This window comes from Nocardia sp. NPDC006044 (assembly GCF_042871115.1).
GTDB lineage: Bacteria > Actinomycetota > Actinomycetes > Mycobacteriales > Mycobacteriaceae > Nocardia.
The window spans coordinates 943,713-969,142 of the sequence record NZ_JBIAID010000004.1 but is presented as its reverse complement, the minus strand read 5'-3'; the positions used below and the strand labels follow the sequence as shown (position 1 = coordinate 969,142).

The following is a 25,430-nucleotide window of genomic DNA, read 5'->3' as shown; positions in this document are numbered from 1 at the left end:
TCGCACTTTGCCGCGATCAGGGACCGCATCCCGGGTTTCGTCGCCGTTGAGCACTGCGGCGAGCTCGTTCACGGAGATGGCGCATCGGCGGGCGAGTTCGACGCAGCGGGCGCTCCTGCCGTTGACCGCCGAACGAAGCCTCGGCCTGCGCCCAATGGCCGCACCGGGGGTTCAGGCCCGCGGCCCATCCACTGCCGCCGCGATCAGCTCGGCGATTGCGCGACGGGTGTGGTCGTCCACCGGCAGCAGCGGCGGGCGTGGGTCGCCGGCTTCGATACCGAGCGAGCGCAATCCCGCTTTGACGGCTCGTGGCAGACCGGCGCGGGACATCGCGACGAGCAACGGTTCCAGCCGTTCGAAAAGCGCTGTCGCCGCCGCTTTTTCACCGTCCGTCAGCAGCTGCCACACTCGCACGATCTGCTCCGGCACCAAACCCGGTGCGGCGGTGCACCATCCGACGGCACCGGCGTCGAACGCCTGGAGCGCGAGCCGATTGCTGCCGTTGCAGAACGGCACGGCGTGCTCGGCCAGCCGGCGCATCCGCGTGATGTCGCCGGTGGATTCCTTGACCATGGTGATGTTGTCCACGGCGCCAACGAGTTCCACCAGGAACTCCGGTGTCATATCGATCCCGCTGGTGCCCGGATTGTTGTACGCCATGATCGGCAGCGCGACCGAGTCGGCCACCGCCGTGAAATGCCTGCGCAGCTCCTCCTCGGTCAACCGCCAGTAGGCAACCGGCAGCATCATCAACGCCGTGGCGCCCAACCGCTCCGCAAGCCGCGCCCGCGCAATGGTTCCCGCCGTGGTCAACTCCGACACCCCGATCACCGTCGGCACCCGCCCGTCGACCTGCTCGATACAGATCGATGCCACCGCCGCCCACTCCCGGTCGTCGAGATACGCGGCCTCGCCCGTACTCCCCAGCGGCGCAACGGCATCCACGCCCGCGTCGACCAGCCGATCGACCAGCCCGCGCAGCACCTGCTCGTCGACCTCGCCGCTGTCCGCGCCGAACGGCGTCACCGGATACGCCACGATCCCCGCGATGGACCCACGCATCGCCACCTCCATTCCCTCACCCAGATCATGCCCCGTACCCCGGCCGTTCCGGACGGAAGCGTCCTGGGGCACGATGGAGATCATGGAATTGCGCATCTTCACCGAACCGCAGCAGGGCGCGAGCTACGACACGTTGCTGACCGTCGCCAAAGCCACCGAGGATCTCGGCTTCGACGCATTCTTCCGGTCCGACCACTACGCGGCCATGGGCGGCGTGGACGGCCTGCCCGGCCCGACCGACGCCTGGATCACCCTGGCCGGCCTGGCGCGCGAAACCAAGCGGATCCGCCTCGGCACGCTGGTCACCGCCGCCACCTTCCGGCTGCCGGGACCGCTGGCCATCCAGGTCGCCCAGGTGGACCAAATGTCCGGCGGCCGAGTCGAACTCGGCCTCGGCAGTGGGTGGTTCGCCGAGGAGCACGCTGCTTACGGCATCCCGTTCCCCGCGGACAAATTCGCCCGGCTGGAGGAGCAGCTCGCCATCATCACCGGGTTGTGGGCGACCAAGCCGGGCGACAAATTCGACTTCGCCGGCCGGCATTACCAGCTCACCGACTCCCCCGCGCTGCCGAAGCCGGTGCAGGACCCGGTGCCGGTGCTGATCGGCGGCCACGGCGCCAGCCGTACGCCGCGGCTCGCGGCGCAATACGCGACCGAGTTCAACATGCCGTTCTCGTCGATCGAGGACAGCGCCGCCCAGTTCGGCCGGGTGCGCGCGGCGGCCGAGGCACGCGGGCGGCGCGCCGACGACCTCGTCTACTCCAACGCCCTAGTCGCCTGCGTCGGCGCGAACGACGCCGAGGTGGCGCGCCGGGCCGCGGCGATCGGCCGCGAGGTGGACGAGCTGAAGACGAACGGCCTGGCCGGCTCGCCCGCCGAGGTGGTGGACAAGATCGGCCGCTACGCCGAGATCGGCGCGCAACGCATCTACCTGCAAATACTGGACCTCGCCGATCTCGACCACCTCGAGTTGATCGCCGGTCAGGTGCAAGGAAAGCTCTGACATGAAGACCGGAAAGCCGAGCCGCACGGCGCTCGCCACCGCGCATGCGCGCGCCTATCACCAAATCGCTCCCGAGCCCCGGGTCTTCACCGACCCCGTGGCCGGGCCGATCTTGGGACTGACGCCCGAGGAGCTGACCGAGCAGACCATCGCCGCGGCGGCGGGCGAGGACATCGCCTTTCATCGCGTCCGCCGGTTGTTCATGGCCAGCCGGTCGCGCTTCGCGGAGGAGACGGTCGCCGACGCGGTGGCGGAGGGGACGCGGCAGGTGGTGATCCTCGGCGCGGGGCTGGACACCTTCGCCTACCGCAACGCCGATCCGGCACTGCGGGTATTCGAAGTCGACCACCCCGCGACCCAGGCGTGGAAACGGCAGCTGCTCGCCGACGCCGGCATCACCGTCCCCGAGTCCCTGACCTTCGCCCCGATCGACTTCGAGAGTGAAACGCTCGCAACGGGTCTGGCCGCGGCGGGCCTCGACCGAGACCGGCCGGCGGCCTTCGTCTGGCTCGGCGTGGTGATGTATCTGACCACCGAAGCCATCCGTTCGACCTTGCAGTTCGTGGCCGAGCAGCCGACACCGGTCAGGTTGGTCTTCGACTACATCCCACCGGCCGCCGACGCCGCCCCCGAACACCGGGCGCAACTGCGAGCGCGAGCGGAGCGCATGGCCGCGGTCGGCGAACCCTTGCTGAGCTCCCTCACCGCCGCCGAACTGGCGGCGGAACTGCGGGCGGCAGGCTTCGACGAGGTCGAGGACTTCAGCGCGGCGGACCTCATCGCAAGCTATGTCGGTGCGGCGGAGCTCGGTCCCGAACCCGAACGCCTGCACGCCCGCATCGCCCGCGCCCGCCGCACCTGACTCATCCCAGCGGCCTGCTGGTCGGCAGGTTCACGAAGCTCGGCTGGGCCGGATCCAGTTGCAGGGATTGCGGTTTCAGTTCGGTGTTGTTCAGCAGCGGCCGGAACGGCAAGCCCTTCGGGGAGTTTCCGGCGAAGACGTCGACGCGTAGTCGATGTCCCGGCTGGAGCACCGCCTGGATCGGGATGACCGCGATGTCGAGCACGACGGGCTCGCCCGGGGTCACCGGCAGCAGGCTGTCCAGGGTGATCGGGTTGTACGGGGCGGTGTAGTCGCCGTTGGGCGAGCGGGCGCTCTTCGCCTGGTCGATCGCGCGCATCGACGCGGTGAGCTGGCCGGTGCTCAGCACCGTCGACGTTCCGTCCGGGGCAACGTCGTTCACGGTGGCGGCCCAGTATCCGTCGGTCGCGTCGTGAACGGCGTTGAGGTGCACGTTGATCGGGCCGGAGATGACCGTTCCCTCGGTGACGGGTGTGCCGGTGAAGGTCAGCGCATTGCGTTCGGCGATGCGCGAGTCCTTGGCGCACATGTCCAGTATCGCGGGGATCCCGGCGGCGCCCTGCGCGGTGTCGCGGGAGCACACGGTGGTGAGGCCGGGCGCCACCGTCAGGGTGCGGCGCTCGTCCGGCGTTGTCGCGGACAGTGATCCGTCGTATACGCTCTCTGCCGTGCCGCTGGGGGCCGCGGACAGGTAGACCCGTCGATGGGTCGCACCGGTCTGGGGAAACCGAGCCAGCGTCCGCCAGCCGCCACCCTGTTCCCACACCGTCACCGGACCGAATTCGCCGAGGCCGTGATCGATGTCCTTGAGCCACTTGTCGAACCACACCCGCTGCAACACCTCGAGCCGGGCCGGTCCGCCGGGCATCCCGGTACCCGCGCCCGGATTGGCGTGATACGTGTCGCCGACGAGGAGCTGTTTCTGGTCGGCGGGCAACGGAATCGCATTGAACAGCGTGGTCGCGCTGTTGGCGAAGATGTCGTGCCAGCCGCCATAGACGAAGGTGGGCACCGTGATTCGCTCGGGATGCCCGAGAATGGCCTGCCGGAAGTCGCTGTCGTGATCGAGCGCGGCGGCCAGCGTCTGCGGGACCTGGTCGAGCGAGGGGGTGAGCAGCGCCTGGGTCAGCAGGTCGTAGTTGGTCGCCGGGTCGGCGAGCCGGTCGCCGAGCCAGCGCCAGTCGAACGTGCCGGCCAGCATCGAGCGCACGTCGGGAATGAGTTTCGTCTGGTTCACGTTGCTGAGCCACAGCGGCAGGAAGGTGGTGCCGATGCCGCCGCCCGGCGCGACGACATCGCGCATCAGGTCGCTGCCCGGTTCGACCGGGAAGATGGCTTTCAGTGGGGCCGGGGCGTTTTCGGCCGCGCGCAGCTGCGTGATGCCCGCGTAGGAGCCACCGCTCATCCCCACCTTGCCGGTGGACCAGCGTTGCGCGGCGGCCCAGCCGATCACCTCACGGGTGTCCAATTGCTCACGGGCGCCGAGGGTGTCCCACGTGCCCTGGGAGAAACCGGTGCCACGGACGTCGGCGACCACCAGCGTGTAGCCGCTGCGGATGAGGAAGCGGTCGATGCCGAGCACGGTCTGCACGGTGCCGCCGTCGAGCGCGTGCACCAGGTCGCCGAAGCCGCTGATCGGGGTTCCGGACAGGTTCATCCGGCGCAGCAGGTCCAGCACCATCGGCTGGAGGCCGGGCGCCGAGATGGCCGAATCGACCAGGTTCGACAGCAGTTTCGTGTACGGCGTGAGGTTCACGATGGTCGGCAGCGGACGCTGTTCGACCACTCCGTCCGCGGCCACCGGCCGGTACACGTTCGCCTTCAGGATGACGCCGTCGCTCATCCGGATCGGCACATCCCAGTCGATGTGTACGTCGGCGTACGGCTGCGGCCCGTCGTGTAGCGCGGTCCACTGGTCGCTGCGGGTACCGCTGTCCGGCTGAGCCGCCGCCGGCCCCACCGCAAACCCACCGCCAACCAGGACGATCGATAGCGCCATCGTCCATCGAGCCGTGCGGACAAACCATTGCGCCACTTGCTGCCCCGAAAGCATCCCGCTCCTCGACCGATGTCCCGCACGTTGATGGAGTTCGCCGTATCGGATTGACAAGATAGCAATCAGTGCGCAAATCAGCGGGAGGTACGAAACGGCCGGTTTGTCGTGTTGCCCGCGACCCGGCGAGCCGATCCGGTTGTGCGATAGTGGATTTGCGCAAATCGGACGCTATAGATACCCAGCAGTTTGGTTTAACACTCCGCGCGCGCATACCATTCCGGTCGGTCGTTCAACGCCTGCTCACCGGTTGCGGCAAAGCCCCGCGGATCGCCAGGCCGGGGCCTACCTTGGTGGGCATGACGCCGCTACAGCGCTATATCGCGGAAGAGATCGCCCTCGATCATGCCGACGGCCTGCTGAATCGGCGCGAGGCGCTGCGCCGGCTCGGGCTGCTCGGGTTCGGCGTTCCGGCGGCGGCCGCGTTGCTCGCGGCCTGCACCGCCGAGTCCAAGGATCCATCGGCGACCACCCAACCGAGTTCCGCCGCAACACCATCCACGCCGCCGGGGTCGGGTGCCGCACTGCCGACTGCGCCGATCACCTTCGCGGGCCCGGACAATCGGGAGTTGCGCGGTGCGTGGGCGGCCGCCGCGCAACCTCGCGGAGGCGTGCTGGTCATCCACGAGAACAAGGGCCTGACCGACCACATCCGTTCGGTGGCAGGACGATTCGCCGGAGCCGGCTACTCCGCCCTCGCCGTCGACCTGTTGTCCGCGAAGGGCGGCACCGACGCCTTCGGCGATCCGGCGCAGGCCACCGCCGAGCTGAGCAGGACTCCGCAGGATCAGTTCATCGGCGACCTGCGCGCGGGGCTGGCCGAGCTCGGGCGGCGGGTGCCGGGCAAGAAACTCGGCGCCACCGGGTTCTGCTTCGGCGGCGGGCTGGTCTGGCTGCTGCTCGCCTCCGGGCCGTCCGCTCTTGCCGCGGCGACGCCGTTCTACGGCCCCTTCCCCGACCACGGCGACCTCACCGCCGCGAAGGCCGCCGTGCTGGGGATCTACGCGGCGGCGGACGCCCGCGTCGATGCCACCCGCCCGGCCGCGGAGGCCGCACTCACGCGCGCGGGCGCGCCGCACGAGATCTGGGTCGCGCCGAAGGCCGATCACGCGTTCTTCAACGACACCGGGCCGCGTTACGCACCGGCCGCCGCCGACGAGGCGTGGCGGCGGATACTCGATTGGTACGGAACCCATTTGGGCTAGCGGTCACCAGGCGGCGAGGAAGTCCTGGATCGGCCCGAGGCCGGTGGCGACGACTCCGATGTAGCCGTCGGGACGGACCAGCACCAGCGTTCCCGTACCCGACGGGTCGATGTCGTAGTTGCGGAACGGGTCGCCGACGGTGCCCTCGACCACCACACCGGGTTCGATCACGCGACCGTGAACACCCTGTGTACGAACGACTTCGGCGACCGCAGCGGCGGTATCGCCGCCGAAGCCCAGGACCGTGAAATGCGTGCCACGGAACAAGTCGAACAGGCTCGCATCACCGCACCAGCCGTCCGGCGCACGGTCGCCCGCACGCACCGCCCCCGGCTCGTCGCGCGTCTCCACGGCCAACGGCCCGCCCCGATAGTTGACCTTCAACTGGAAGATGTCCAGACTCCCCTCCCCGGGCTCGGCATCGTGGAAGTCCCGCCGGTGCGAGCGCGTGGTCACGTGAAGCACCCGCGCCGCGACCGGAAACCGTTCGGCCTCATAGGTATCCAGCAGCCGGTCCCGAGCGCCCGACAGCACCGCCGCCAACTTCCAGCCCAGGTTGTACGCATCCTGCACGCTGGTGTTCAACCCCTGCCCGCCGGAGGACGAATGCACGTGCGCGGCATCGCCGGCCAGGAACACCCGCCCAACCCGGAACCGGTCCACCATCCGGGCATTCACCCGGTACACCGAGATCCAGTTCAGGTCGGATAGCCGGATATCCGAGCGGCCGGAGCGCTCGTCGAGAATCTTCTGCACGGCCTCCAGGGTCAGATCGGGCACGTCGTCCGCGGTCATGTTGGCGATGAACTGGTAGTAGTCGGTCCCCGGCATGGACCACAGCGAAAAGCGTTCCCGCACACTGCCGGTCGTCAGCATGTGGCAGTAGGTACCGGCCAGCCCCTGCGCACGGACGTCGCCGATCAGCGTTCGCTCGGTCTCGAAGGTTTCGCCCTCGAAGCCGACGCCGAGCCGCTTACGGACAACGCTGCCACCGCCGTCCGCGCCGACCAGGTACCGCGCCCGCACTGTGAGCGGTTCGCCGTCGCGCCGCAGGGTCGCGGTGACACCGCTCTCGTCCTGCACGAAATCGATCAGCTCCGTGTTCAATTCGAGCCGGCCGCCGAGTTCTAGCAGCCGGTCGCGGAGCAGTTCGTCGGTGCGCCACTGCGGCAGGATCCAGGCATTCGGATACGGCACGCCGTCGACGCGCCGGAGGGGCGCGAGACCGAGCATCCCCTCCACCGTCCGAGTCATCGTCACTTCCGTGCCCACATACATGCGGAACGACGGGAACGGAGCCCCCGCCGCGAGCACCGCGTCGATCAGGCCGAGATCGTCGAACACCTCCAAAGTCCGCGGCTGTAAACCCTTTCCGCGCGAGCCGGGGAACAGTCCCGGGGCTTTGTCCACCACCAGGCACTCGATCCCGCGCCGGGCCAGTTCGCACCCCAGCGTCAGTCCGGTCGGTCCGGCGCCGACGATCAGCACCGGCAGTTCTGTTGTCATCGCTCTTCTTTCGGGAAAGTGCGGGTGAGGATCGGCAGCAGCAGCTCGTCCACCAGGTCGGTGAGGAACGCTCGATCCAGGGGTGCGCCGAGGAACATCCGCCGCATGATCTGTCCTTCCGAAACCTGATGTGCCAGTTCGGTTGCGGTGCCCTCGGGTAATTCGCCGCGGGCGACGGCGCGCTCGACGACGGTGCGGAACGGGCCGAGATCCTCGTCCGCGACGTGTTCGCGCAGCGCCGCCGCGAGTTCGGCGTCCACCCGCATGGCGTGCATCAGGCCGGTCATCATGGTCACGTAGTGCTCGTCGACCTGCGCGGTGAGCGCGACGAGCGCGGCGATCAGGTCGTCGCGCACCGTCCCGGTGTCCGGAATCTCCGCGACGTACTCGGCGTCGTGTGCGTCCATCGCCGCCTTCACCAGCGCGGGCTTTCCCGGCCAGCGCCGGTAGATGGTCGCCTTGCTGGCCTGCGCCCGGGCCGCGACGGCGTCCATTGTGATTGCCGCGTAACCGATTTCGCCCAGCAGCGCGTAGGTGGCGGCGAGGATCGCCTGCTCGCGTTCGGCGCCCCTGATCACGATCCCTCCAAGTGAACGGTACGGTTTCGTTCACTTCGACGGTAACGGAAGACCGGCGGCAGGCACAAGTCCGATTACAGAATTTGATCGCCGAGCGCGACGTCCCGGCAGGCCTCGAGCAGCGGGGCCAGCCGCTCCATGGCATTGGTGCGCACGGCGAGCACCGTGGGCAGCGCGAGCACACCCGGCGTGCACACGGGCAGGAAGGCCACCCGGCTGCTGTGCAGCAGCCGGGCGTGCGGCGCGTAGAGGACGGTCCAGCCGGCGGCGCCGGCGCCGAGCGCGGCGAGGGTGTCCTGGATCGAGACCTGCTCGGGACCGAGCACCGGTTCGAATCCCGCCTTGCCGCACGCGGTCAGCACGAGATCATCGAGCAACGCGTTGTTCTGCCGGTTCGTCAGATAGAGCGGCAGCTCGGCGAGCTGAGCGAGATCGACGCACCGCTCGGTGGCGGAGGGGTGATCGGCGGGCAGCGCGACGACCAGTTCGTCGTACCAGACCGGAATCTGCTGCACACCCTCCGGCGCGGCCACCTCGCCGCGCAGGAACGCCGCGTCCCACTCGTGCTCCGACACCTTGCGCAGTCGCTGCCCGAGCGAGGCCGACGTCAGTTCCACCTTGATCCCTGGCGCACGATACTTCAGCGCGACCAGCAGCCGCTCCAGCCGCTCGCCCATCCCCCGGCTGGTGCCGATGCGCAGCACGGTCGGCGTGGTCAGGAAGTCCGCGACGCTGGTCCGGGCGCGTTTCTCGGCGGCGAGCACCTTTTTCGCGGCAGGCAGGAACGCCGCCCCGGCCTCGGTGAGCCGGACGCTACGAGGCGACCGTTCCAGCAGCACGACGCCGAGCTCGCGTTCGAGCCGGCCGAGCTGCTGGCTGACTGACGACTGCACGATCATCAGTCGTTCCGCCGCCCGGCCGAAATGTAGCTCCTCGGCCACCGCGACGAAATACCTCAGTTGACGAAGTTCCATGACCTCAACGTGGTTCGGGGACAAGACTGGGTCAGGCTACCGCCCGGGGTGCGCGGCCAACCGATGTGGCTTCGTCCCGCGCGCCGCACACACAAATACCGCCGGAGGTGCCCGCGTGAGATATCGGAATGTCAGCTCAGCGCGACGTCGCGCGGTCGGTGTCGCCGTCACCGCGATACTGGCCGCCGGCCTGCTCTCGGCCTGCGACAACGCGGAGCAACCCGCGCCCGCCACCGAGACCGTCCGCAGTACCGCACCGAGTAAACCGCTGGGCGCACCGGACCTCGGCGCGCCGGAGGAGATCGCGCACGGGATCGACGTGCCGTGGGGACTGACCTTCCTGCCCGACGGCGACGCGCTGGTGGCCGAGCGCGACAGCGGGCGGATCCTGCGGATCGGGCCGGGTCACGCGCCGGAGCAGGTGTATCAGGTGCCGGGTGTCGTCGCGAGCGGCGAAGGCGGGCTGCTCGGCCTGGCGTTGTCCCCGCACTATGCCGAAAACCGGTACATCTACGCGTATTTCACCGCGCAGAACGACAACCGGATCGTGCGCTTGCGCCCCGATGGACCGCCGGAAGTGCTGTTCGACGGAATCGCCAAGGCGGCCAACCACAATGGCGGCCGGATCGCGTTCGGGCCGGACGGCATGTTGTACGCCGGAACCGGTGACGCGGGACAGAGCGGCCGGTCGCAGGATCCGGCCAGTCCCAACGGGAAGATTCTCCGGCTGACACCGGAAGGGCGACCGGCACCGGACAATCCGATCGCGGACTCGCCGATGTACAGCCTGGGACACCGGAACGTGCAAGGACTGGCGTGGGACCGCGAGGGACGGCTGTTCGCGGCGGAGTTCGGGCAGAACCGGTTCGACGAGATCAATCTGATCGAGCCGGGCCACAACTACGGCTGGCCGGTGGTCGAGGGAGTCGGCGGGACGGATCGCGGGTTCACCGACCCGCTGATTACCTGGCCCACGTCCGAGGCGTCGCCCTCGGGGATCGCGATCGCCGGAGACACGTTGTACGCCGCGGCATTACGCGGCGAACGGCTGTGGACCGTGCCGCTGCGCGAGGGCACGGTCGGTCAGCCGCGAGATGTGTTCCGGGACAGCTACGGCCGGCTGCGCACGGTCATGGTCGCGCCCGACGGTGCGCTGTGGCTCACCACGTCCAACACCGACGGGCGCGGCAACCCGAGAGCGAATGACGATCGCGTGCTTCGCTTCCCGGCGCGCTGAGTCAGTCGAACATCGGTGTCTTGACCTGGTGGCCCAGTCGCCAGACCGCGTAGGTCAGCGGGACGCCCGGACGGTAAGCGAGGTGGGTGACCGACGGTGCGTCCAGCACCTGGAGATCCGCGCGGGCGCCGACCCGGATCACGCCGACGTCGTCGCGGCGCAGCGCTCGCGCACCGCCCGCGGTCGCGGCATACACCGCCTCGGCCACCGAGAGTCCCATTTGCAGCACCGCGGTCGCGACGCAGAAGGCCATCGAGGTGGTGTAGGAGCTGCCCGGGTTGGCGTTGGTGGCCAGGGCGACCGTGGCGCCCGCGTCCAGCAGCGCGCGGCCCGGGGCGAGGCGCTGCCGGGTGGACAGGTCGCAGGCGGGCAGCACGGTGGCGACGGTGTCCGAGGAGGCGAGCGCTTCGATGTCGGCGTCGGTCAGGTAGGTGCAGTGGTCGACGCTCGCCGCGCCGTGCGCGACCGCCAATTGGACGCCGGGGCCCTCGCCGAGCTGATTGCCGTGCACCCGCAGACCCAAGCCGTGTGCCTTGGCGGCGCGCAGCACCCGATCGGACTGGTCGTGATCGAAAGCGCCGGTCTCGCAGAACACATCGGCCCAGCGGACATGCGGCGCTACCGCGTCGAGCATGTCGCCGCACACCAGATCGACGTACTTGTCGGCGTCCATGCCGGCCGGAACCAGATGGGCGCCGAGGAACGTCACCTCGTCGGCGGCGGCCGCGGCCAGCCGGGCCGAGCGGAGTTCGTCCTCGACGCTGAGGCCGTAACCGGTCTTGGTTTCCAGGCAGGTGGTGCCCTGCCTGCGCGCCTCGGCGATGTGCCGGGCCAGGTTGACCGACAGCTCGTCGTCGGACGCGGCGCGAGTGGCGGCGACCGTGGTGGCGATGCCGCCCGCGCGATAGGGCCGCCCGGCCATCCTGGCCTCGAACTCGGCGGTCCGGTCGCCGGCGAAGACGAGGTGGGTGTGGCTGTCCACCCAGCCGGGCAGCGCGGCCCGGCCGTCGAGGTCGACGCGGTCGTCGGCGGCGGGCGCGTCCTTCGCCGGGCCGACCCAGGCGAAGTGCTCGCCGTCCAGGACCACCGCGGCGTCGCGCAGCGGGCCGCCCTCGGTGTTGGTGGTGAGTTCGCGGATGCCGGTGATCAGGGTCGACACAGTGCCTCGATTTCCTCTCGCAACACGGTTTCCGGGTGGTGCACCCGTAGGTGGCGGTGCTCGGACACGACGGGCCGGCCGGCGACGAGCACCGAGCGGATGTCGCTCGCGGTCGCGGCGAACAGCGCGGCGGCCGGGGCGGCGCCAGCGGTGCGGATCGAGCCGAGGTCGAGGGTGACCAGGTCGGCCGCGGCGTCTGGGGCGATCCGGCCGGCCTCGGGCCAGCCGATGGACGCGTGGTCGGTGGCGGCGCGGTAGAGGTCGGCCGGGGTGAAGCGGCCGCGGGCGCGGCTGGCCAGTCGCTCGTCGAGTTCGAGGGCGCGCCACTCCTCGAAGGCGTCGATCACGGCGTGGCTGTCGGTGCCGAGGCACAGGCCGACGCCGGCCTCCGACAGCGCGCGGGCGGGGCCGATGCCGTCGCCGAGGTCGCGTTCGGTGGTGGGACAGAAGCACGCGCGGGTGCCGCTGCCGGCCAGCAGGGCGATGTCGGCGGCCGTGAGGTGGGTCGCGTGCACCGCGACCGTCCGCGGGCCGAGCAGTCCCGCTCCGGAGAGCAAGGCGGTCGGGGTAACGCCGTGCGCGGCAAGGCAATCGGCGTTCTCCGCGGGTTGCTCGGAGAGGTGGACATGCAGCGGTCGGCCCGCAGCGGCCTCCGCGACCACCGGCAGCGCCGCCGCCGGTACCGCGCGCACCGAGTGTGCGGCGACGCCGGTCCGTACGAGCTCCTGCCCCGGGGTGAACGCGGCGGCGCGTTCGGCCCACGCGTCCACGCCGCCGTCGCTGAACCGCAGCTGGTGCTCCCCCAGCTCCACACCGAATCCGCCCGCCAGATAACAGGTGTCGAGCAGCGTGAGGCGAATGCCGGCGTCGTCGGCGGCCGCGGCGAGGGCCGCGCCCATCGCGTTCGGGTCCGAGTACCGCGCGCCGCCGGGGGCGTGATGCAGGTAGTGGAACTCGCCGACGCTGGTGTACCCCGCCAGCACCATCTCGGCGTACACCGCTCGCGCGAGCCGGTAGTAGGAATCGGGATCCAGTTGGGCGGCAACCGCATACATGCGCTCCCGCCAGGTCCAGAACGTGCCCTGATCGTGCTGGGTGCGCCCGCGCAGCGCGCGGTGGAAACAGTGCGAGTGCGCGTTCGCGAAACCGGGGATCGTCAGCCCGGGCAGTACCGTGCCGGTGCGCTCGGTGCCGCTGGTGACCGACTGGATGGTCGCGCCGTTCACCTCGATCGTCACCGACTCGGCGACACCGCCGGGCAGCCAGGCGTATTCGGCCCAGTAGGTGCTCATCCGGCCAGATCCTCGAGAATCCGCGCGAGACTCTGTGCGCCGCTGTCGATGTCGGCGGGCTCGGCGAACTCCTCGGGGGCGTGGCTGATCCCGGTCGGGTTGCGCACGTAGAGCATGCCGGAGGGGACGTGCCCAGCGAGGATGCCCGCGTCGTGCCCGGCGCCGGTGGGCAGCGCGGGCACGCCGCCGAGCACCGTGTCCATCCGGCCGCGCAGCGTCTCGTCGAAAACGACGTCGTCCGAATAGGACTCCTCGGTGACGGTCAGCTCGCACCCTTCGGCGGCGGCGGCCTCCCGCGCGGCCTCGGTGATGTCCTCGACCAGCGCGGCGGTCCGGCCGTCACCGGCGACTCGGGCATCGAGCCACAGATCCACGCTGGACGCGATGACATTCGTGCCACCGGGATTGGGCACCAGCCTGCCGACCGTGGCCCGCGCGTCGGCCATCGCGGCGGCGGCCCGGCGCGCGGCCGCCACCACCGTCGCGGCGGGCAGCATCGGATCGTGGCGATCGGTGAGCCGGGTCGCGCCCGCGTGATTTCCCTGGCCGGAGAACGAGAATCGGTACCGGCCGTGCGCGATGATGCTGCTGCCGGTGGCGACCGGGCTGTCCAGCTCGATCAGCCCGCGCCCCTGCTCCACGTGCAGCTCCACGAAACAGCCGATCTGGGCCAGGGATTCGGGATCCGCGCCGAACCGCTTCGGATCGTGCCCCGCCTTCACCGCCGCCTCGGCGAGCGTCACGCCCTCGGCATCCCGCAGGTTCCGGGCGCGATCGGGATCGATGGCGCCGGTGAGCAGTCGCGAGCCTAGGCACGGCACGCCGAACCGCCCGCCCTCCTCCTCCGCGAACACGAGCACCGCGAGCGGCTTGGCCGGCTGGAAGCCCTTGCCCTGCAAGATCTCCACCGCCGCGAGCGCGCTGGCCACGCCGAGCGGACCGTCGTACGCGCCACCACCGGGCACCGAATCGAGATGGCTGCCGGTGACGACCGCGCCGGACCCTGGACTTCCCCACCAAGCCCAGATGTTGCCGTTGCGGTCGGTGTGCACGTCCAGCCCGGTGTCCAGGGCCTGGTCGATGAACCAGTCCCGCAGCTCGAAATCGGCGTAGTCGTAGACGTGCCGCGAGTAGCCGCCGCGCCGGGCATCCCGGCCGACCCCGGCGATCTCGTTCATCAGCTGATTCACGCCCACGGCGTCGCTCCTGGTGTGCTCTGGGGTCTGGTTCACGGCGCCTCGTGCAGCGGAATGCGCACGCCGCGTTGGGCGGCCACCTCGGTGGCGCGGTCGTAGCCCGCGTCCACGTGCCGGATCACGCCGGTGCCCGGATCGTTGGTGAGCACCCGCTCGATCTTCTGCGCGGCCAGCTCGGTGCCGTCGGCCACGCACACCTGACCGGCGTGGATGGACCGGCCCATGCCGACACCGCCGCCGTGATGGATGGACACCCAGGTCGCACCGGACGCGGTGTTCAGCAGGGCGTTGAGCAACGGCCAGTCCGCGATGGCGTCGGAACCGTCGGCCATCGACTCGGTCTCCCGGTACGGCGACGCGACGCTGCCGGAATCGAGATGATCGCGACCGATCACCACCGGCGCGGACAGCTCGCCGCTGGCCACCATCTCGTTGAACCGCAGGCCGGCCAGGTGCCGCTCGCCGTAGCCGAGCCAGCAGATGCGGGCCGGAAGTCCTTGGAAGGCAACGCGTTCGCCGGCCATCCGGATCCAGCGGCGCAGCGACTCGTTCTCCGGGAACAGATCGACGATGGCGCGGTCGGTGGCCGCGATGTCCTTCGGGTCACCGGAGAGCGCCGCCCAGCGGAACGGCCCCTTGCCCTCGCAGAACAGCGGGCGGATGTAGGCCGGGACGAAACCGGGGAAGTCGAAGGCGCGCGCACAGCCGCCGAGCTTGGCCTCCCCGCGCAGCGAGTTGCCGTAGTCGAACACCTCGGCGCCCTTGTCCAGGAAGCCGAGCATGGCCCCGACGTGCTCGGCCATCGACTCGCGCGACCGGTCGGTGAACTCGTCGGGCTTCTTCGCCGCGTAGTCGGCCCAGTCCTCGACCGCGATGCCGCGCGGCAGGTAGGCCAGCGGGTCGTGCGCGGAGGTCTGGTCGGTGACGATCTCCGGGTCGAGGCCGAGCTCGAGCAGCTTCGGCAGCACCTCGGCCGCGTTCCCGATCAGGCCGACGGACAACGCCTTTCGCTGCCTGCGCGCGTTCGAGACCCGGATCACCGCGTCGTCCAGATCGGTCGCGATCTCGTCGAGGTAGCGTTCCTGCACCCGGCGCTGCGCCCGGGCCGGATCGCACTCGATCACCAGCGCGACACCGCCGTTCATGGTGACCGCCAGCGGTTGCGCGCCGCCCATGCCGCCGAGTCCGGCGGTGAGCGTGAGCGTGCCGGCCAGGGTGCCGCCGAAGCGCTTGTCCGCCACCGCCGCGAACGTCTCGTAGGTGCCCTGCAGGATGCCCTGGGTGCCGATGTAGATCCAGGAGCCCGCGGTCATCTGCCCGTACATGGTCAGGCCGAGCGATTCCAGCCGCCGGAACTCCGGCCAATTCGCCCAGTCGCCGACCAGATTGGAGTTGGCGATCAGCACCCGCGGCGCCCACTCGTGCGTGCGGAACACGCCGACCGGCTTGCCCGACTGCACCAGCAGGGTCTCGTCGCGGTCCAGCGTGGTCAGCGAGTGGGTGATCGCGTCGAAGCTGGCCCAGTTCCTGGCCGCCTTGCCGGTGCCGCCGTAGACCACCAGGTCCTGCGGCCGCTCGGCCACCTCCGGATCGAGGTTGTTGTGCAGCATCCGCATCGCCGCCTCGGTCTGCCAATTCTTCGCGGTCAGCTGCGTACCGCGCGCCGCCCGAACCGTCCGAGTCATGAAATCGCCGCCCTTCCAGCACAATCGAGTTCAAGTGAGCCGCGGGTCGCGGCAGGTGTGGCGCTCATTCGCCGAGGTGTGGTGCGACCGCGCGGGCGAGTTCGCCGGAGCGGACCAGCGCCTCGGCGGCGGCGATCTCCGGCGCGAGATGGCGATCCGAGCCGGGGCCGTCGACCTTCGAGCGCAGCAGGGCCAGAGCCGCGGCGGTGGCCGGCGCCGGGCGCATCGGCGCGCGGAAGTCCAGTGCGCGTGCGGCCGTGAGGTATTCGACGGCCAGCACGGTGGTAAGGCCGTCTACCGCGGTGCGCAGCTTGCGGGCCGCGGACCAGCCCATCGAGACGTGGTCCTCCTGCATCGCGCTGCTCGGGATCGAGTCCACAGACGCGGGCACAGCCAGGCGCTTCAGCTCGCTCACCACGGCGGCCTGGGTGTACTGGGCGATCATATGCCCGGAGTCGACGCCGGGGTCGCCGGCCAGGAACGCCGGAAGTCCGTGCGAGCGTGCGACATCGAGCATCCGGTCGGTGCGGCGCTCGGCCATGCTCGCCACGTCCGCCACCGGGATGGCGAGGAAGTCGAGCACGTACGCGATCGGCGCGCCGTGGAAGTTGCCGTTGGACTCCAGCCGGCCGTCGGCGAGCACCACGGGATTGTCTATGGCGGAGGCCAATTCGCGACCGGCGACCAGTTCGGCGTGCGTGACGGTGTCCCTGGCCGCACCGTGCACCTGCGGGGCGCAGCGCAGCGAGTAGGCGTCCTGCACCCGATTGCAGTCCGGCCCACGGTGACTCGCCACGATCTCCGAACCGGCCAGCGCGGCGCTGATCCGCGCCGCCGAGCGCGCCTGACCCGGATGCGGGCGCAGGGCTTGCAGATCCGCCGCGAACACCCGGTCGGTGCCGAGCAGCGCCTCCACGCTCATCGCCGCGGTGACGTCGGCGACGTCGAGCAGCATGTTCAGGTCGGCCAGCGCGAGCATCAGCATGCCGAGCATGCCGTCGGTGCCGTTGGTCAGCGCCAGGCCTTCCTTCTCGGCCAGCACGACCGGCTTGATCCCGTTGCCGCGCAAGGCCGTTGCCGCGTCCGTCACGGTGCCCGCGGCGTCGATGACGTCGCCCTCGCCCATCAGGGCCAGGGCCACCGCGGCCAGCGGCGCGAGATCGCCGGAACAGCCCAGCGAGCCGTACTCGTGCACGATCGGGGTGATGTCGGCGTTGATCAACGCGGCGAGCGTGGCCGCGGTCTCCGGCCGGATGCCGGTGTGGCCGGTCGCCAGGGTGCGCAGCCGCAGCACCATCAGCGCGCGCACCACCTCCCGCTCGACCGGGCGCCCCGCCCCCGCCGCGTGCGAGCGGATCAGCGAACGCTGCAGCGCCACCCGGCTCTCCTGCGGGATGCTGTGCGTGGCGAGCGCGCCGAAGCCGGTGGACACGCCGTAGGTCGGCACCGTCCCCGCGGCCAGCGCGTCGACGTGCGCCCTGGCCAGCGCCAGCCGCTCCTCGGTGGCCGCGCTCAGGTGAACCTTGGCGCCGAGCCGGGCGACGGCGACGACCTGGTCCCCGGTCAACGGTCCGTCCAGCGCGACGGTCGGTAGCTGTGCAGTTTCGGGCATGGGGTCCATTCCACCGTCAGCGCGGGCGGTGGAGAATGAGGGACGGTCCGATAGTGTCTGATATCCAAGACTTGCCGAGGAGATGGCATGGGAACGAGCAGCGACGTCCCGGCGTTGCGCCGCGGCCTGGCGGTGTTGCAACTACTCGCGGGGCGCGCCGGGCCGATCTCGGCGTCGACCATCGCGCGCGAACTCGGCCTCCCCCGGTCTACCACCTATCACCTGCTCGGCGAGCTGGAGTCGGCCCGGTTCGTCACCCGGCTGCCCAGCGAACGCCGCTACGGCCTCGGCATCGCCGCGTTCGAGCTCGGCTCGGCCTACCTGCGCCACGACCCGCTCGAACGGCTGGCCGGACCGCTGCTGCGCGAACTGGTCGAGCAGGTCGGGCACAACGCGCACCTCGGCGTGCTGCACGGCAACGAGCTGCTCTACCTGATCAAGGAACGCCCGATCCGGCCGGAGACGCTGATCACCGGGGTGGGCGTGCGGCTGCCCGCGCACCTGACCGCCTGCGGGCGCGCGATCCTCGCCTACCTGCCCGCCGCGCAGATCCGCGCGCTGTTCCCGTCCGCGTCGTCGTTCGTGCGGCGCACCGAGCGCGGGCCGAACTCGCTCGCGTCGCTGCGCACGGTGCTGGCCGCCGAACGCCATCGCGGCTGGGCCAGCGAAGACGGGCACATCACACCGGGGTTCGCCTCGGTCGCCTATCCCGTCTTCGATCACAACCAGCGCCCGATCGCGGCCATCAGCGTCACCTTCCGGCACCACTGCGAGGCCACGCCGTGCCAGGCCGACTGGACGCCGCTGGCCGACCGGCTCCGCACCGCCGCCGACAGCCTCACGCAGCGCATCGGCGGGCGCGCCGGCCAGCGCTAGAGCTTGCGGCCGACGCCGCCCCACGCCGCCGACGGCACCTCGCGCGCGGGCTCTGAAATGTCGGCGCGCCACTGGTTGACCGGCACGATGCCGGGCTCGACGAGATCGAGGTTCTTGAACACCTCGCGGACCTGATCGACCGTGCGCACGTAGTACGGCACCGCGCCGGTTTTCGAGTAGTAGTCCGAGAGGCGCACCAGCCGTTGATCTTCGGTGGTGCCTTCGTACATCGCGAAATAACTTCCGGACGGAATGGCTTCCTGCAAAGCGCCGGTTATCCGGATAACGTCGTCCCAGGTGCGAGCGTGACCGAGAACGCCCATGAACATGACCGCGATCGGTTTGTTGAAGTTCAAAATGTTGCGCGCTTCGGTCACCACCTGGTCGGTATCGTGGAAATCCGCTTCGATCAGCGCGGTGACGCCTTCGTCGGTGGTATTGATCAGCAACGCGCGGGCATGCGCGAGCACGAGCGGATCGTTGTCCACGTAGACGATCTTGGACTCCGGCGCGACACCCTGCGCGACCTCGTGCGTGTTCTGCATGGTGGGCAGGCCGGTGCCGATGTCGAGGAACTGCCGGATGCCGCCCTCCTCGGCGAGGTAGCGCACGACGCGCATCAGGAACCGGCGCGATTGCCGGGCCATGGTGCCGATTTCGGGAAACACGGATTCGCCCGACTCGCCGGCTATTCGATCGACTTCGTAATAATCCTGACCACCGAGCCAGTAATTCCAGATACGGGCGGAATGGGGTACATCGGTGCGGATCAGCCGATCGCTTTCGCGGACCATGATGCGGCTCCTCGAGAGGTGGTACGTGCGGCTGACTGTACAAGCGTCCAAGGGCTCTCGTCGGCGAATTCAGACATAAACACCGAAGAGTCAGATCGGACACGAGTCGCGGGTTCCGCCGAACGCTCGGAAGGCGGTTCAGGCCAGCCCGGTGGGCCTCGACACTCTACATCCGGTCGCGTCGAGGACTGTGACCGGCAACACCTCATGATTGGTTGTGCACAATATAATTGGGGACTACGTTATTGCACATGACCGACGACCATCTCACCCTCGATGAGCAGATCTGCTTTCCGCTGTACGCGGCATCCCGGGCGATGACCGCGGTCTACCGGCCGAAACTGGAACGGCTCGGGCTGACCTACCCGCAATACCTGGTGATGCTCGCCCTGTGGGAACGCGACGGGCGTAGCGTCGGCGAGGTGTGCCACGCTCTCGCGTTGGACTCCGGCACGCTGTCTCCCCTGCTCAAGCGGCTGGAGGCGGCGGGCTTCGTCCGTCGGCAACGCGCCGCCGACGACGAACGCCGCGTCGACATCGAACTCACCGAACGCGGACGCGCCCTGCGCGCCGAAGCGCGCGGCATCCCGGCCGAGATGGCCGAGGCGTGCGGCCTTTCCGTGGACGAATTCCTGGCTTTGCGCGCCACGCTGCGTCGACTGACCAGCGCACTCACGGCACCACCGATCGAAGGAGAACAGACATGAAGGTCCTGTACACCGCCGAGGCCCTGGCCACCGGTGACGGCCGCAACGGCCACGCCCGCACCACCGACGGCAAGGTCGACGTCGACCTGGCCACCCCGCCGGAGATGGGCGGCAGCGGCGCGGGCACCAATCCGGAGCAGCTGTTCGCGGCGGGCTACGCGGCCTGCTTCCATTCCGCGCTGCGCCTGGTCGGCAAGCAGGCCAAGGCCAATGTCGACGACTCCGCGGTCGGCGCGAAGGTCGGCATCGGCCCGAACGACGCCGGCGGTTTCCAGCTCGCGGTCACCCTCGAGGTGTCGCTGCCCCATCTGTCCCGCGAGGACGCGCAGGCCCTCGCCGACAAGGCACACCAGGTGTGCCCGTACTCCAACGCCACCCGCGGCAACATCGACGTCGATGTCGTTGTCGCCGAAGACTGATCGGAGGAGCAAGCGATGCGTGCGGTAGTCATCGAGCGTTTCGGCGAACCGAAAGACGTACTGACCACGGCGGAGCGGCCGCAGCCCGAACCGGGCGAGGGTGAGGTGCGGGTCGAGCTGATCCTCGCGCCCATCCACAATCACGACCTCGCCATCGTGCGCGGCGTGTACGGCTACAAGCCGCCGCTGCCCGCGATCCCGGGCACCGAGGGGGTCGGCCGGATCGACGCGCTCGGTCCGGGCGTCACCGGACTCACTGTCGGCCAGCGGGTTACGGTGTCCGGCGCACAGAACGTGTGGGCCGACTACTTCATCGTGCAGGCCGGTCAGGTCGTGCCGGTGCCGGACGCGGTGTCCGACGAGACCGCCGCTCAGCTGCTGGCCATGCCGCTCAGCGCGCTGATGCTGCTGGAGGATCTCGCGGTGCGGTCCGGCGAGTGGATCGCGATCAACGCGGCCAACGGCGCGGTCGGCCGGTTGGTGAATGTGCTTGCGCGCCAACGCGGGGTCAACGTGCTGAACCTGGTGCGCGGGCCGAAGTCGGTGGAAGCGTTGCGGGCGGCCGGTTTCGAGCCGGTGTTCGACACCGAGGCCGAGGGGTGGCGGGACGCGGCCGTCGCCGCGACGTCGGGAGCGCCGATCGTGCGGGCCGTCGATCAGGTGGGCGGACCGGCCGCGAGCGACGCGATGGCGTTGCTGGCCACCAAGGGTGAGCTCATCTCGTTCGGCGCGCTGTCCGGTCAGCCGCTGGCGCTCAACCCGAGCGACCTCATCTTCAAACAGACCGTGGTCAAGGGTTTCTGGGGGGCCAAGCGGATCGAGGAGACCTCTGCCGAAGATCGCCGGCGGTTGATCGGCGAGCTGGTGTCCGCGGCGGCGCAGGGCGTGCTGAAGCTGGACGCCGAAGCCACCTACCCGCTGGAGTCGGCCGCCGACGCGGCCGTCGCCACCGAGAGTCCGGGGCGCAGCGCGAAAGTCCTGCTGGCACCGAAGGTCTGACGGGCTACGGGCGCAGTTCGAGCACGGCCATGGCGGCATTGTGACCGGGGATGCCGCTGACCCCGCCGCCGCGTACTGCGCCCGCGCCGCAGAGCAGCACATTGCGGTGGCCGGTCGCGACACCCCAGCGGGTCGCCGGGTCGGTGTCGGAACCGTCCGCCAGATAGGGAAAGGCCAAGTCGCGGTGGAAGATATGGCCGCCGGGCAAGCCCACCTCCTGCTCGAGGTCCAGCGGGGTCTTCGCTTCCAGGCACGGTTCGCCGTTCTCGTCCACGGCCAGGCAGTCGCCGATCGGCTCCGCGAGTACCGAATCCAGCTGGGCGATGGTCGCTTTCAGCAGCTCGACCTTCGTCCCCAGCGGATCTTTCGCGAAAAGCTTCGCCGGGGTGTGCAATCCGAACAGGGTGAGCGTGTGCGCGCCCTGCGCCGCCAGCTCCGGCGACAGGATCGACGGATCGGTCAGCGTGTGACAGTAGATCTCCGACGGTGGCGCCGACGGAATCCGCCCGATCGCCGCCTCGCCGTAGGCGCGATCGAGTTGGGCATACGATTCGCCGATGTGAAAGGTCCCCGCGAACGCTTCCCGCGGGTCGACCGAGCTGTCCCGCAGCCGAGGCAGCCGCGTCAGTAACATGTTGACCTTCAGTTGCGCGCCTTCGGGTTTCGGCTCCGCCGGTGCACCCAGCAGCCGCGCGAGCTCGTGCGGCGCGGCATTCACCAGCACGTGGCCCGCGCCGACCACACCACCCGCATAGCCGACTTCCGCCGCGCGGCCGTCGGTTTCGATACCGGTCACCGCACAATCGGTGACGATCTCGGCACCGGCGGACCGTGCCGCGCCGGCCAGCGCGTCGGTCAGCGCGCCCATGCCGCCCACCGGCACATCCCAGTCCCCCGTGCCGCCCCCGATCACGTGATACACGAAGCACCGGTTCTGCCGCAACGACGCGTCATGCGCGTGCGTGAACGTCCCGATCAACGCGTCGGTGAGCACCACCCCGCGCACCGTGTCATCGGCGAATTCCGCCTCGATAACCTCCCCCAGCGGCCGCTCGAACAACGCCCCCCACGCGACCTCGTCGTCGACAATCCGCCGTAGCTCGCTGCGCGACGGCAACGGCTCGGTCAAGGTCGGAAACACCCGCTCTGCCAGCCGCCCCGTCATCCCGTAAAACCGTTGCCACGCAACGAAATCCCGATCCGCCCCGGTCAATCCCGCAAAACTGTCCCGGGTCCGCTCCGCGGACCCGGTATCCACCAGCAATCCACCCGCCCCCACCGGCGTATACGAAGAAATCCGGCGCCGGCGGGTAACAAACGACAACCCCAGCTCCTCGACAATCCGCCGAGGCAACAAACTCACCAGATACGAATACCGCGACAACCGAGCGTCCACCCCCGCGAACACGCGCGAAGAAACCGCCGCCCCACCCGTACTCCCCTGCCGCTCCAACACCACAACCGACCGCCCCGCCCGCGCCAAATAAGCCGCAGCCACCAGCCCGTTGTGCCCGCCCCCCACAATCACCACGTCATAAGACCCCTGCCTCGGCTCCATCCCTCCTCGATAGCACGAATCACGTCCAGCGGCACCCATTACGGCGCGCAGCGGCTGCCCGCGGAATCAGTCCGCTTTGATCCAACCGGCGGCCTGTGCCGCCTTGACCGCCGCCGCCTCGGCCCGGTCTGCCGCGATGCGGTTCGCCACGGTATCGCCCGGAGTCGCGTCCTCGAATTCGGCCGCCGCCGCATCGTCGGCTTCTATGTCGCCGGTGTCCGGCAGGTCAGGGAATTTGCCCGTGAGGATGTCCGCGCGAGCCAGGGCGGTAAGGGCGGTCTTCTTCGCGGTCAGCAACTCGGGCGTAAGGTCCCTGTCGTCGTGCGTTTTTCCATCATTGCCGCCGGCTTTTTTGAGCAGATAGTCGGTCAAACCCTTTGCGTCTGCCGACTCCACCGACGACGGGAGGAAGTACAGCTCGCCACCCTGCCGGGCGGTGTAGAACCCGGTGAAATAGGCCGCGCGGGCCGCCGTGTCCCGGTACGCGCCGACAGTTCCCGCGTTCTCGTTGTCCGTCGCCTCGCCGAACAGAGACTTTTGTTCCGCCGGCTCGACACCGATATCCGATTTCATCTCGAAGGGCGTGATTTTCTCCGGATTCTCCGGGACCGGGACGCTGCTTCTCCTGGCCTCGGCACTCCGGGTTCGCAACCGCGCACACTCCGTCGCCGCAGCCGCGTCCGCGTCCTTTTCCTGCTGCTCCGTGCACACTTTCGGCGCGGTCGGCAGCTCCGCGGACGCGATTCCCTGAGCCGGAATCAACACCCCCGCGCCGGCCATGAGCAGGGACTGTACAAGCACGCGCGAACGAACAAACATGGTTCCTCCAGGTTCGATGTGCACTGTCCGGTACCGACGAATCCGACCATGTTTCATGCCGGGGTCCGGGCCGACCCGCCGTCCGAGGAACATTCGTTCCCGCGGCCGTTCAGGATGGGTCGATCCGCCGGTCGCCGCCGGATGCCCGGTATCACCGCCCGCGACCCACGTCGTGAACCGACTGGTCCCCTGTACGGAATTCCCGTCGCCGCCTTCCCGACGCGGTATTCTCTATGCATCGAATAGATCGAAAGCTTAACGGATGCAAGCGATTCCGTTGTATAGAGGCTTTCGTCAGAAGGAATGGCAAGCTCATGATTGTTGTCTTCATTGCCAAAGACATCGATGTTCTCGAGGCCGGGTACGACGACTCCGCCTATAAGCCGGCCACGTTCGGCCGCGCGTATGCCTACAGCAAGAAGCTCTGGCCCTGTGCGACGCTGGGCAAGACCGAGAACCTCTTCATCACCGCCCACGGCGACGAGGACTCCATCGGCGACGAGGACTCCACCCCCGGCAAAGGTCCGGTGATCGATCTGAACGCGGACCAGCTCGCCGGCATCATCAAGGCCATCCTGCCCGGCGGCTATACCGGCAACATCTACATCTCGACCTGCAATTCCTTCAAGATCGCCCAGGCGGTCGCGGAAAAGCTCGGCATGCTCGTCGGCGGCGACGTGTACGGCACCAAGAAGTCCATCGACTACGCCATCCAAGGCCCCAGCGGCAGCAACTGGTCACTCGCGGGCTGACTACCCGGTGTCAGAGGTCCAGCACCAGGACCTCTGACACGGCCCGCGATACACACAGCATCATGGTGTTGCCGCGCGCCTGTTCCTCGGGGGTGAGCAGCGAGTCGCGGTGGTCGATCCGGCCGGACAGGACTGTTGTCTCGCAGGTGCCGCAGGTGCCTTCGCGGCAGGAGGTGACCAGGGGGATGCCTGCTCGTTCCAATACGTCGGCGATGGATTGTTTGACGCCTACGCGGAAAGTCCGGCCGGTGCTCGCCAGTTGCACGTCGAATTCGCCGTTGGGCGCGAATTCCCTTGGGCGGGGGACGAATCGCTCGAGGTGGACGGGTAGGCCGCGCTGGGCGCCTTCGGCTTCTACGGCTGCGAGCAGGGGTTCGGGGCCGCAGCAGTAGACGGTGGCGTCGGGATCGGTGGTGAGGATTTCGGCGAGCGGCAGGAGGCCGTGTTCGTTCTGTGGCAGCAGTTTCGCGGCGGGGTATGTGGTGCGCAGTTCGTCGGCGAAGGCCATGTGGCCGCGGGTGCGGCCGCCGTAGTACAGCGACCAGCGGGCGCCTGCGGCCGCCGCGGCGGCGATCATCGGCAGGATCGGGGTGATGCCGATGCCGCCGGCGACGAACACGTAGCTCTCGCGGGCGACGAGCTCGAAATTGTTGCGCGGCTTCGATACTCGCAGCTCCGTGCCGGGCAGTGCGGTGTTGTGCAGATGACGTGATCCGCCGCGGCCGTCCGGCTCGTGCAGTATCGCGATGCGCCAGCGGTCCGGATCGGCAGGGTCGCCGCACAGCGAGTACTGGCGGACTCCCGCCTCACCGACGGCGACATCGATGTGCGCGCCGGGCGTCCAGCTCGGCAACTCCCCGCCGACCGCGGACAGCTCGAGCGAGAACACACCTTCGGCCTCGTCGCGGCGCGCCGACACCCGTACCGGAAACTCCGTCATTTCAGCCATCCTTCGCGGGGTTGGTCGTCGCGATCACCGTCTCGGAGATCCCCCGGCCACGCAGCAGGCGAACGGGCAGTCGATTCGGGCGATCGACGTTGACTATCGCCCCGACTCAGACGGCCCCGCGGCCCCGAAACTG

The 25,430-nt window shown here is 69.4% G+C and carries 23 protein-coding genes; 9 read left to right on the top strand and 14 right to left on the bottom strand.

Features of this window, described 5'->3' with window-relative positions:
* Positions 1-171 precede the first annotated feature (171 nt).
* A complete protein-coding gene (locus ACFYO1_RS35500; protein ID WP_387241119.1) occupies positions 172-1,062 on the bottom strand; it encodes a dihydrodipicolinate synthase family protein in 891 nt (296 codons plus the stop codon).
* An 82-nt stretch (positions 1,063-1,144) separates the two neighbouring features.
* On the opposite strand from ACFYO1_RS35500, the gene ACFYO1_RS35495 reads away from it, so the two are divergent.
* Together ACFYO1_RS35495 and ACFYO1_RS35490 are read left to right on the top strand one after the other, a co-directional pair.
* On the top strand, positions 1,145-2,065 hold the full coding sequence (locus tag ACFYO1_RS35495; RefSeq protein WP_387241116.1) for an LLM class F420-dependent oxidoreductase: 921 nt from the start codon (positions 1,145-1,147) through the stop codon (positions 2,063-2,065).
* Position 2,066: 1 nt separating this feature from the next.
* Positions 2,067-2,927: a class I SAM-dependent methyltransferase gene (locus ACFYO1_RS35490; protein WP_387241113.1), complete on the top strand. Its 861-nt coding sequence runs from the start codon at positions 2,067-2,069 to the stop codon at positions 2,925-2,927.
* 1 nt (position 2,928) lies between these two features.
* Here ACFYO1_RS35490 and ACFYO1_RS35485 read toward each other — a convergent pair whose 3' ends face one another.
* Positions 2,929-4,980, bottom strand: a complete 2,052-nt coding sequence (locus ACFYO1_RS35485) for a CocE/NonD family hydrolase (RefSeq protein WP_387241110.1) — start codon at positions 4,978-4,980, stop codon at positions 2,929-2,931.
* Positions 4,981-5,279: 299 nt separating this feature from the next.
* On the opposite strand from ACFYO1_RS35485, the gene ACFYO1_RS35480 reads away from it, so the two are divergent.
* Positions 5,280-6,185 (top strand): dienelactone hydrolase family protein, encoded by a 906-nt coding sequence (locus ACFYO1_RS35480; RefSeq protein WP_387241107.1) that lies wholly within the window; start codon positions 5,280-5,282, stop codon positions 6,183-6,185.
* 3 nt (positions 6,186-6,188) lie between these two features.
* On the opposite strand, the gene ACFYO1_RS35475 is transcribed toward ACFYO1_RS35480, so the two are convergent.
* The 3 genes from ACFYO1_RS35475 to ACFYO1_RS35465 all read right to left on the bottom strand — a co-directional run bounded on the left by ACFYO1_RS35475 (position 6,189) and on the right by ACFYO1_RS35465 (position 9,243).
* Entirely contained in the window at positions 6,189-7,679 is a 1,491-nt protein-coding gene (locus ACFYO1_RS35475; RefSeq protein ID WP_387241699.1) for an FAD-dependent monooxygenase, read from the bottom strand.
* 8 nt (positions 7,680-7,687) lie between these two features.
* Entirely contained in the window at positions 7,688-8,269 is a 582-nt protein-coding gene (locus tag ACFYO1_RS35470; RefSeq protein ID WP_387241104.1) for a TetR/AcrR family transcriptional regulator, read from the bottom strand.
* 74 nt (positions 8,270-8,343) lie between these two features.
* A complete protein-coding gene (locus ACFYO1_RS35465; protein WP_387241101.1) occupies positions 8,344-9,243 on the bottom strand; it encodes a LysR substrate-binding domain-containing protein in 900 nt (299 codons plus the stop codon).
* Between the two features lie 115 nt (positions 9,244-9,358).
* Between ACFYO1_RS35465 and ACFYO1_RS35460 the strand changes: the two genes are divergently transcribed.
* The gene (locus ACFYO1_RS35460; protein ID WP_387241098.1) at positions 9,359-10,480 is read left to right on the top strand and encodes a PQQ-dependent sugar dehydrogenase; all 1,122 of its coding nucleotides are present in this window, start codon (positions 9,359-9,361) and stop codon (positions 10,478-10,480) included.
* A gap of 1 nt (position 10,481) precedes the next feature.
* Here ACFYO1_RS35460 and hutI read toward each other — a convergent pair whose 3' ends face one another.
* The 5 genes from hutI to hutH all read right to left on the bottom strand — a co-directional run bounded on the left by hutI (position 10,482) and on the right by hutH (position 17,424).
* Positions 10,482-11,639, bottom strand: a complete 1,158-nt coding sequence (gene hutI, locus ACFYO1_RS35455) for an imidazolonepropionase (RefSeq protein WP_387241095.1) — start codon at positions 11,637-11,639, stop codon at positions 10,482-10,484.
* Positions 11,627-12,931, bottom strand: a complete 1,305-nt coding sequence (locus tag ACFYO1_RS35450; protein WP_387241092.1) for a formimidoylglutamate deiminase — start codon at positions 12,929-12,931, stop codon at positions 11,627-11,629. The genes hutI and ACFYO1_RS35450 overlap by 13 nt, the downstream gene beginning before the upstream one ends.
* A complete protein-coding gene (locus ACFYO1_RS35445; protein ID WP_387241696.1) occupies positions 12,928-14,109 on the bottom strand; it encodes an allantoate amidohydrolase in 1,182 nt (393 codons plus the stop codon). Before ACFYO1_RS35445 ends, ACFYO1_RS35450 begins: the two co-directional genes overlap by 4 nt.
* Before the next feature lie 50 nt (positions 14,110-14,159).
* Positions 14,160-15,812: a urocanate hydratase gene (hutU, locus tag ACFYO1_RS35440; protein WP_387241089.1), complete on the bottom strand. Its 1,653-nt coding sequence runs from the start codon at positions 15,810-15,812 to the stop codon at positions 14,160-14,162.
* Between the two features lie 64 nt (positions 15,813-15,876).
* Positions 15,877-17,424 (bottom strand): histidine ammonia-lyase, encoded by a 1,548-nt coding sequence (gene hutH / locus ACFYO1_RS35435; RefSeq protein WP_387241087.1) that lies wholly within the window; start codon positions 17,422-17,424, stop codon positions 15,877-15,879.
* An 87-nt stretch (positions 17,425-17,511) separates the two neighbouring features.
* Here hutH and ACFYO1_RS35430 point away from each other — a divergent pair, with 87 nt between their 5' ends.
* Positions 17,512-18,300, top strand: a complete 789-nt coding sequence (locus tag ACFYO1_RS35430) for an IclR family transcriptional regulator (RefSeq protein WP_387241084.1) — start codon at positions 17,512-17,514, stop codon at positions 18,298-18,300.
* Here the strand turns inward: ACFYO1_RS35430 and ACFYO1_RS35425 are convergent.
* A complete protein-coding gene (locus ACFYO1_RS35425) occupies positions 18,297-19,094 on the bottom strand; it encodes an SAM-dependent methyltransferase (protein WP_387241081.1) in 798 nt (265 codons plus the stop codon). The genes ACFYO1_RS35430 and ACFYO1_RS35425 overlap by 4 nt on opposite strands.
* Before the next feature lie 251 nt (positions 19,095-19,345).
* Between ACFYO1_RS35425 and ACFYO1_RS35420 the strand changes: the two genes are divergently transcribed.
* Genes ACFYO1_RS35420 through ACFYO1_RS35410 form a run of 3 tightly spaced genes read left to right on the top strand, consistent with a single transcriptional unit; the run spans position 19,346 to position 21,219 of the window.
* The gene (locus ACFYO1_RS35420) at positions 19,346-19,801 is read left to right on the top strand and encodes a MarR family winged helix-turn-helix transcriptional regulator (RefSeq protein ID WP_387241078.1); all 456 of its coding nucleotides are present in this window, start codon (positions 19,346-19,348) and stop codon (positions 19,799-19,801) included.
* Positions 19,798-20,220: an organic hydroperoxide resistance protein gene (locus tag ACFYO1_RS35415; protein ID WP_378722785.1), complete on the top strand. Its 423-nt coding sequence runs from the start codon at positions 19,798-19,800 to the stop codon at positions 20,218-20,220. The genes ACFYO1_RS35420 and ACFYO1_RS35415 overlap by 4 nt, the downstream gene beginning before the upstream one ends.
* 15 nt (positions 20,221-20,235) lie before the next feature.
* Positions 20,236-21,219 carry a zinc-binding dehydrogenase gene (locus ACFYO1_RS35410; protein ID WP_387241074.1) on the top strand — a complete coding sequence of 328 codons (984 nt, stop codon included), beginning with the start codon at positions 20,236-20,238 and terminating at the stop codon, positions 21,217-21,219.
* A gap of 4 nt (positions 21,220-21,223) precedes the next feature.
* Here the strand turns inward: ACFYO1_RS35410 and ACFYO1_RS35405 are convergent, their stop codons facing one another.
* The gene (locus tag ACFYO1_RS35405; RefSeq protein ID WP_387241071.1) at positions 21,224-22,777 is read right to left on the bottom strand and encodes a phytoene desaturase family protein; all 1,554 of its coding nucleotides are present in this window, start codon (positions 22,775-22,777) and stop codon (positions 21,224-21,226) included.
* Between the two features lie 66 nt (positions 22,778-22,843).
* Entirely contained in the window at positions 22,844-23,557 is a 714-nt protein-coding gene (locus tag ACFYO1_RS35400; RefSeq protein ID WP_387241068.1) for a hypothetical protein, read from the bottom strand.
* 353 nt (positions 23,558-23,910) lie between these two features.
* Here ACFYO1_RS35400 and ACFYO1_RS35395 point away from each other — a divergent pair, with 353 nt between their 5' ends.
* Positions 23,911-24,348 carry a hypothetical protein gene (locus ACFYO1_RS35395; RefSeq protein ID WP_387241065.1) on the top strand — a complete coding sequence of 146 codons (438 nt, stop codon included), beginning with the start codon at positions 23,911-23,913 and terminating at the stop codon, positions 24,346-24,348.
* 10 nt (positions 24,349-24,358) lie between these two features.
* On the opposite strand, the gene ACFYO1_RS35390 is transcribed toward ACFYO1_RS35395, so the two are convergent.
* The gene (locus ACFYO1_RS35390) at positions 24,359-25,288 is read right to left on the bottom strand and encodes a PDR/VanB family oxidoreductase (protein WP_387241062.1); all 930 of its coding nucleotides are present in this window, start codon (positions 25,286-25,288) and stop codon (positions 24,359-24,361) included.
* Between the last annotated feature and the right edge of the window lie 142 nt (positions 25,289-25,430).